The sequence below is a fragment of the Gaiella sp. genome, assembly GCF_035558935.1.
In the GTDB taxonomy this organism is placed as follows: Bacteria; Actinomycetota; Thermoleophilia; order Gaiellales; family Gaiellaceae; genus Gaiella.
In genome coordinates this window covers 73647-81069 of record NZ_DATMBZ010000064.1, presented here as the reverse complement: position 1 = coordinate 81069, position 7423 = coordinate 73647, and the positions used below count along the sequence as shown (strand labels likewise).

General features: G+C 69.6%; 8 protein-coding genes. 1 reads left to right on the top strand and 7 read right to left on the bottom strand.

What is annotated here, in order from left to right:
• The coding region (locus VNM44_RS06890; RefSeq protein ID WP_325624100.1) for a malate synthase at window positions 1-813 on the top strand (813 nt) is incomplete at its 5' end.
• A 35-nt stretch (window positions 814-848) separates the two neighbouring features.
• On the opposite strand, the gene VNM44_RS06885 is transcribed toward VNM44_RS06890, so the two are convergent.
• From VNM44_RS06885 to VNM44_RS06855, 7 genes are all read right to left on the bottom strand, one after another.
• On the bottom strand, window positions 849-1247 hold the full coding sequence (locus VNM44_RS06885; protein ID WP_325624098.1) for a cupin domain-containing protein: 399 nt from the start codon (window positions 1245-1247) through the stop codon (window positions 849-851).
• A gap of 14 nt (window positions 1248-1261) precedes the next feature.
• Entirely contained in the window at window positions 1262-2083 is an 822-nt protein-coding gene (locus tag VNM44_RS06880) for a phosphoenolpyruvate hydrolase family protein (RefSeq protein ID WP_325624096.1), read from the bottom strand.
• A gap of 121 nt (window positions 2084-2204) precedes the next feature.
• Window positions 2205-3422 (bottom strand): Tm-1-like ATP-binding domain-containing protein, encoded by a 1218-nt coding sequence (locus VNM44_RS06875; protein ID WP_325624094.1) that lies wholly within the window; start codon window positions 3420-3422, stop codon window positions 2205-2207.
• The gene (locus VNM44_RS06870) at window positions 3422-4363 is read right to left on the bottom strand and encodes a hypothetical protein (RefSeq protein ID WP_325624092.1); all 942 of its coding nucleotides are present in this window, start codon (window positions 4361-4363) and stop codon (window positions 3422-3424) included. The genes VNM44_RS06875 and VNM44_RS06870 overlap by 1 nt, the downstream gene beginning before the upstream one ends.
• Window positions 4364-4365: 2 nt before the next feature.
• Entirely contained in the window at window positions 4366-5133 is a 768-nt protein-coding gene (locus VNM44_RS06865; protein ID WP_325624090.1) for an ABC transporter ATP-binding protein, read from the bottom strand.
• A complete protein-coding gene (locus VNM44_RS06860; RefSeq protein ID WP_414652961.1) occupies window positions 5126-5905 on the bottom strand; it encodes an ABC transporter ATP-binding protein in 780 nt (259 codons plus the stop codon). The genes VNM44_RS06865 and VNM44_RS06860 overlap by 8 nt, the downstream gene beginning before the upstream one ends.
• Window positions 5906-5972: 67 nt before the next feature.
• Window positions 5973-7370, bottom strand: a complete 1398-nt coding sequence (locus VNM44_RS06855; protein ID WP_325624085.1) for an ABC transporter substrate-binding protein — start codon at window positions 7368-7370, stop codon at window positions 5973-5975.
• Between the last annotated feature and the right edge of the window lie 53 nt (window positions 7371-7423).

Below are 7423 nucleotides of genomic sequence, written 5' to 3'. Positions count from 1 at the left end.
GCGTTCGAGATGGACGAGATCCTCTCGGAGTTGCGCGAGCACTCGGCGGGGCTCAACGCCGGTCGCTGGGATTACATCTTCAGCGTCATCAAGAAGCTCGGCCACCGCCCGGAGTTCGTGTTGCCCGACCGGGCCGACGTGACCATGGCGGTGCCGTTCATGCGCTCCTACTGCGAGCTCCTCGTCAAGACGTGCCACCGGCGCGGTGCGCACGCGATGGGAGGCATGGCGGCGTTCATCCCGTCGCGGCGCGACGCCGAGGTGAACGCGCTCGCGCTCGAGAAGGTGCGCGAGGACAAGGACCGCGAGGCGTCGCAGGGCTTCGACGGGACGTGGGTCGCCCATCCGGACCTCGTCCCGGTGGCGATGGAGTCGTTCGACCGCGTGCTCGGCGACCGGCCGAACCAGATCGACCGGCAACGCGACGACGTGGAGATCCGCTCCGCGGATCTCCTGGACGTGCAGGCGACGCCCGGGGAGATCACCGAAGCGGGCCTGCGGAACAACGTCTCGGTTGGGATCCAGTACCTCGCGGCGTGGCTGCAGGGCTCGGGCGCAGTCGCGATCAACAACCTGATGGAAGACGCGGCGACCGCAGAGATCTCGCGCTCGCAGATCTGGCAGTGGCTCCATCACGGCCGCTTCGACGAGGACGACGTTCGTCGCGTCACCGAGGAGGAGCTCGCGAGCCTCGGCGACGGCTACGGCGACGCGCGCGCGATCTTCGAGCGCGTCGCCACGCAGCCGGACTACGTCGAGTTCCTCACGCTGCCCGCGTACGACCGCCTCGTAGCGTCAGAGCATCCCGCCTGACGACGGCCGCTGAGACGGACGCGTCGCGCGCCCCGTCAGCCGCGGAGCGAGGCCCAGGGCTCCTCGGACGAGACGTCGACCGCCGTATAGCCGCCCTCGCCGTGCGCGGGCGCGAGCACGACCTGAAGGTGGGCAGGCTCGTCGAAGTCGTTGTACGAGCCGTGGACGACGTCGCGGTCGATGTGGACGGAGTCGCCCGGCCCGAGCTCGCGCTGATCCTCGCCGAGCCACTGGACGATGCGCCCTGCCTTCAGGACGATCATCTCGTCTTGGTCGGGGTGCTTGTGGAACGGGTGCGCGAAACCCGGCGCGAGCTCGACGTCCATCACGACGTAGCTCTCGCAGCCCGTGATGGTCGGCGCTCCACGCATGCCCGCCGTTCCCCAGTCGAAGGTCGCCGTCTCGACGTCCTCGTTCATCACGAAGCGGCTCATCGTCGTCTCCTCTCTCAGACGGGGATCGCCTTGAAGCGGCGCATGTTCTCGGTCATCGCGTTTTCGGTCGGCAGGCGCTCCATCGAGGAGGCACCGAAGAAGCCGACGACGCCGTCGGTGTGGGCCAGGACGTAGGCCGCGTCGTCCGGCTCCGCGATCGGGCCGCCGTGGCAGAGGACGATCACGTCGGGGTTGATCTCCTTCGCCGCGTCGTGCATCGCCTGGATCAGCGGGACGGTGTCGGCGAGGGACTTCGCGGTCTCCGCGCCGATCGCACCGCCGGTCGTCAGCCCCATGTGTGGGACGAGCACGTCGGCGCCGGCCTTCGCCATCGCGACGGCCTCGTCGACGGTGAAGACGTACGGGGCGGTGAGCAGGTCCTTCTCGTGGGCGAGACGGATCATCTCCACCTCGAGGCCGTAGCCCATCCCCGTCTCCTCCAGGTTCTGGCGGAACGTCCCGTCGAAGAGGCCGACGGTCGGGAAGTTCTGCACGCCGCTGAAGCCGATCCGGCGTAGCTCGTCGAGGAAGACGTCCATCAATCTGAACGGGTCGGTGCCGCAGACGCCCGCGAGCACCGGCGTCTGCTCGACCACCGGCAGCACCTCGCTCGCCATGTCGACGACGATCGCGTTGGCGTCGCCGTACGGCAGCAGGCCGGAGAGCGAGCCTCGGCCGGCCATCCGGTAGCGGCCGGAGTTGTAGATGATGATCAGGTCGGTGCCGCCGGCCTCCGCGCACTTGGCGGAGAGGCCCGTGCCGGCGCCTGCACCGATGATCGGCTTGCGCGCCTCGATCTGCCCGCGCAGGCGCGCCAGTGCTTCATCTCTTGTCATTCGAGTACTCCTTCCACAGCCTGCTTCCGTCTCCGTGGAACGACCGACCCGAAGTCGGCACACCCGGGGCTTGACAAGCGGTGTCTGACACCGGTCTCCGCCAAGACGTCGGTTTCGGCCATCAGGACCACCCTCCGATCAGCTCGTGCAGCCGGTTCGCCATCGCGAGCGCGAACTCGGGGTCGTTCACGTCCAGCTCGAGCTCGTGCACCTCCACCTTCGACGTGTCGACGAGCTCGCGGAGCGTCGAGAAGAGCGCCTCGTCCGCCTCCGGGTCGTAGAAGACCTGCCCCTCCGTCGCGATCGCCGAGACACCTCGCAGCGGGACGTAGAGGACCGTCGGCCCGGTCGCGGCGTTGAGCTTGCGTGCCACGATCTCCGCGATCTGCCGGCACTCGTCCGGCGTCGTCCGCATCAGCGTGATCGTCGGGTTGTGGACGTACAGGTTCCGGTCGCGATACCGCTCGGGCACCGACGCCATCGGCCCGAAGTTGACCATGTCGAGCGCGCCGAGCGAGACCACCTGCGGAATCCCCGCCTTGCCCGCCGACTCGAGCCGCTCCGGTACCGCGGCGAGGGCGCCTCCCGCGACCAGGTCGCAGAACTCCGTCGTCGTCACGTCGAGCGACCCGACCGCGAAGCCGGCCTCGAGTAGCTTCTCCATCGAGCCACCGCCCGCGCCCGTCTGATGGAAGACGAGCACCTCGTAGCCGAGCTCCTCGAGCCGCTCCCGGGCGGTCGTGACCGCAGGCGTCGTGACGCCGAACATCGAGGCGACGACGATCGGTCGCTCCTCACCGAGCGGCGGGACGGTCGCCTTCGCCATCCCTGCCAGCGCGCCTGCGGCGTTGGCCATGATCCGCGCGGACACCTGGTTGACGCCCGCGATGTCGACGACCGAGTACATCATCGTCACGTCGACTGAGCCGACATAGGGGCTCGTGTCGCCGGAGGCGACCGTCGAGACCATCAGCTTCGGGACGCCGATCTCCAGCGCGCGCATCGCCTGCGTGACGAGCGCCGAGCCGCCGGAGCCGCCCAGACCGCCGATCGCATCGAGCCGGCCCTCGGCATGGAGCCGCTTCACCACCTCGGACGCGCCGCGTGCCATCGTCTCGATCGCCACGCCCCGGTCCCCCGCGGCCGCGAGCGCGGCGACGTCGGCGCCGGCGGCCGACGCGACCTCCTCCCGCGTGACGTCCGGCGAGGCGAGCGGCTCGCCCATCACCCCCGCGTCGACGAGGAGGACGTCCACGCCGTGCTCGCGGATCCGGTCGGCGAGGAACGCGTACTCCCTGCCCTTCGTGTCGAGGGTCCCGACGAGCACCACGGTCGCCATCAGCTCTGCTCCTCTCCGTCGTGTCTACGAGGATTCCAGTCGGGGCTCGAGTCGTTGGTGTCCGGGTCGGTGAGCACCTTCGGGTGTCCGCCGCTCGCATCGACCGTGACGATCGACCCGCCGCGCGAGAACGCGAGCGTCTCCCCGTTGGGTGACCAGGCCGGCTCGAAGGCGTCCTCGTTCGAGAACGTCACCCGACGCAGGCCCCTCCCGTCCGAGCCGATCGCGTAGATCTCGAAGCGGCCCGTCTCCTGTTTCGACGCGAACGCGATCGTCTTCCCGTCCGGCGACCACGCAGGCGCGTAGGCCGCCTGCGCCCGCGCCGTCAGCCGCCTCCGCCCCGAGCCGTCGGGGCGCACGAGCCACAGCTCGCGGATCTCGCTGCCCGGCAGGCGACGCGAGTAGGCGATCCAGCTGCCGTCGGGCGACCAGGCCGGCTCGATCTCGGGCGCCGGGTCGTTCGTCAGCCTGCGGGCCCCCTTGCCGTCGGAGCCCATGACGTAGATGTGGTCGCCGTCCTGGTCGCTCTGGAAGGCGATGCGCGACCCGTCCGGCGACCAGCTCGGCTGCGACTGGTTCCCGCGCGTCGTCGTCAGGCGGCGGGTGTCGGAGCCGTCCGCCTTCATGACGTAGACGTCGAGCGACCCCGTGCGGGCGCTCGCGAAGGCGATCCTGCTGCCGTCCCGCGAGTAGTCGGGGTCGATCTGGAAGGTCGTGCCGGCGGGCGTCGAGGTGTCTCCGTGCTCGTCGGTGAGCCTGCCCTGATCGCTCCCGTCGGCGTTCATCCCGAAGAGGGCGTAGTCGCCGTCGCGCGTCGAGGTGAAGACGATGTCGTCCCCGGGCGATCCGGAGCCGCCGCACCCCCCGAGGAGCAGGAGGCAGGCCGCCGCGACGGCGGCGAGCTGACCCGCCCGGAAGCTCGGGGAGAGGAGGAAGCGCAAGGCTAGTGGGCGAGCGGCTCGACGCCGAGGTAGCGCCGCTGCAGCTCGGGGTCGCTCGACAGCGCGTTCGCCGTCGTCTCGGCGGCGATCGTGCCCGCGACCATGATCAGCTGCCGCTCGGCGAGCGCGGTCGCGACCCCGAGATTCTGCTCGATCAAGAGGATCGCGAGGCCGTCACGCTCGAGCTGCTGGAACGTCTCGACCATGTTCTCGATGATCGCGGGCGCCAGGCCCTCCGACGGCTCGTCCATCACGAGCAGCCGCGGGTTCGTGACGAGCGCGCGGCCGATGGCGAGCATCTGCTGCTCGCCGCCCGAGAGCTGGGCGCCGCCGTTGCGCTTCCGCTCTGCGAGCCGCGGGAAGAGCTCGTAGACGCGTCCCCGCGTCCACGCCTCACCATCCGCCTCGGCGGCGCCGCGGGAGGCGATCTTCAGGTGCTCGTCGACCGACAGGGACGGGAAGAGGCGCCGCCCCTGCGGGACATACCCGATCCCGCGGCGCGCGATCCGGTACGAGTGGCCGCCCACGAGCTCCTCGCCCGCGAAGCGGATCGACCCCGTCGCCGTCGGCGGTGTGATGCCCATGATCGCGTTGCAGAGGGTCGTCTTGCCCATGCCGTTCCGGCCGACGATGGCGACCGATCCGTGCCCCATCCGGAAGTTCACGTCGTCGAGGACCTGCGCCTTCCCGTAGAAGGCGTCGAGCCCCTCGATCTCCAGGAGCACCGTCGTCTCCGCCGGCGCGGAGGAGGCGGGCGCGGCCTCACTCATGGCGTCCGAGGTAGAGGTCGTGCACGGTCTGATTCGCGCGGATCTCGTCCGGAGTGCCTTCGACGATCACGCGGCCGTCGTGCATCATCGTCACGCTCTGCGCGACGCGGAGCGCGATGTCCATGTCGTGCTCGATGAGGATCAGCGTGATCGCGGGGTCGAGCCCCAGCAGGAGCTCGGTGAGAAGGACGCGCTCGCCGCGCGAGAGGCCCGACGCGGGCTCGTCGAGCATCAGCATGCGGGGCTTGGCGGCGAGCGCCATCGCGATCGCGACCTGCCGGTGCTCGCCGTGCGAGAGGTCACCCACGCGTTCGTGCAGCTTGTGCTCGATCGCGACGCGATTCGCAGCCTCCCGCGCCCGCTCGCGTCTCTCGGAATCGCGGCCGAGGATCACCGGTCGCATGCGACCGCCCTCCACGCCGACGATCGACAGGTAGATGCTGTCCTCGACCGTCAGCCCGAGGAGATGCCGCGACTGCTGGTACGTCCGCGCGAGCCCGAGCTTCACGCGCGTCCGGGCGGGGCTCCGGGTGACGTCCTCGCCGTAGAGCTCGATCGTTCCGCTCGAGACCGGCATGTCGCCGCAGATCAGGTTGAAGAGCGTTGTCTTGCCCGCGCCGTTCGGCCCGAGCACCGCGCGGCGCTCGCCCTGCGCGACGTCGAGGTCGACGTCCCGCACGGCGAGCAGACCACCGAAACGCCGGCCGACCCCCCGCAAGCGGAGGGTCGGCGCGGAACCTGTGTGGGGGACGGACTGAGCCCCGTCCCCCACGAGGGAATCCGTGTGGGGGACGGACCGAAGCCCGTCCCCCACGCTGTGTTCGTTCTCGGTCACTGCCTCACTTGATGACCGTGTTGGTGACGGCGCCGTTCTTCACCTCGCGGATCTTGCCCTGCCACGGCAGCGTCTTCTTGACGCACGGAGGCTGCGTGCGGCCCGGTGCCGGGCTCGACTTCGTGAACAGTCCGCCGAACGACTGATCGACGTTGGGCACGTACCCGGTCAGCGTGACGGTCGGGCCGTTCGGGCCCTTCACGATCTGGACGGGCCACTGGTCCTGGATCGCCTGCCGGTTCGAGTCGAGCTTGACGTTCCCGCCGTTCGAGATGTTGAACGGAGCGGAGAGCGTCCTCGGCAGGGCGTTCTGCAGCCTCACCCCGACCGCGCCGCCGGACTTGTTCAGGCCGTCGACGAGCGCCTTCGTGCCCTGGTAGTAGTTGTAGAGGAAGCCGTCGTCGAAGTTGGCGTTCGTGAGGCTGGGATACGTCTTCTTCGCGAAGGCGTGGTACTGGTTGACGGCCTTGCCCTTCAGCCCCGGCGCGGTGCCGAAGCCGCCGACGTACGAGCCGATCAGGCGCGGCGCGACGTCCTGGAACCCGGTCAGGAACCAGAGGAAGAGGTTCCCCGAGTGCTGCGTCGGCTTGATCGTGCCGTATGCCTGCTCGAACGCCTTCAGCGCCGGCCCGGTGCCGGTGCCGCCGACGACCCAGAAGTACCCGTCCACCTGACCCGGCGGCGGCAGCTGCCGGACGTAGGACGAGTAGTCCGTCGTGTTCAGCGGCGGGAACACGCGCTTCGTGATCTCCCCGCCGATCGCGCAGAAGTCGGCGATGATGCCGGCCCCGGACGTCCAGCCGAAGCTGTAGTCGTCCATGATGATCGCGGCCTTCCGCCAGCCGAGCTTCTTGTAGACGATCTCGCCGATTCCGGCGTTCCACTGGGCGCCGTCGCCGTGGTAGCGGAACACGTTCTTCGGCGCGATCTGCAGCGTCGGGTCCTGCGACCCGGCGGTGCCGATGATGACCGTCTTCGTCGGCCGTGCCTTGGCCCAGTTCGCCACTGCGACGGCCTCGTCGCCCGACAGCGGACCGACCATCACATCGGCCTTGGCCTGCTGCATCAGCCGGCGGGTCTCCTTGAGGATCGTCGCCGGGGTGTCGTCGCCGCAGCCGTAGCCGACGACCTGGATGTTCTTCCCGCCGGCCTTTGCGCCGGTGATGCCTGCGGACGGCTTCTTCTTGTTCTTCACCTTGCCGCCGGCGAACTGCGCGAGCGCGATGTTGGCTCCGGCGGCGCCCACCTCGTAGGCCCCGCCGAACGCGCCCTTGCAGTCGGTCATGACCGCAACCCGTACGACCCCTCCCGACGCCCCGAGTGCAGACGTCGCCAGCAGGGTCGTGCCGAGTGCGAGCACCGCGAGCGGAAGCACCAGCTTCCACGCGTTGCGTCGACTCATGTTGGTGCCCTCCTTCTGTTCGTGTCTCCGATTGGATGTGACGTCCCAAACCC

Excerpts from the sequence above, each read along its gene's own strand:
- VNM44_RS06885 (WP_325624098.1), bottom strand. The coding sequence starts at position 1,247 with ATGAGCCGCTTCGTGATGAACGAGGACGTCGAGACGGCGACCTTCGAC.
- VNM44_RS06880 (WP_325624096.1), bottom strand. The coding sequence starts at position 2,083 with ATGACAAGAGATGAAGCACTGGCGCGCCTGCGCGGGCAGATCGAGGCG.
- VNM44_RS06875 (WP_325624094.1), bottom strand. The coding sequence starts at position 3,422 with ATGGCGACCGTGGTGCTCGTCGGGACCCTCGACACGAAGGGCAGGGAG.
- VNM44_RS06865 (WP_325624090.1), bottom strand. The coding sequence starts at position 5,133 with ATGAGTGAGGCCGCGCCCGCCTCCTCCGCGCCGGCGGAGACGACGGTG.
- VNM44_RS06855 (WP_325624085.1), bottom strand. The coding sequence starts at position 7,370 with ATGAGTCGACGCAACGCGTGGAAGCTGGTGCTTCCGCTCGCGGTGCTC.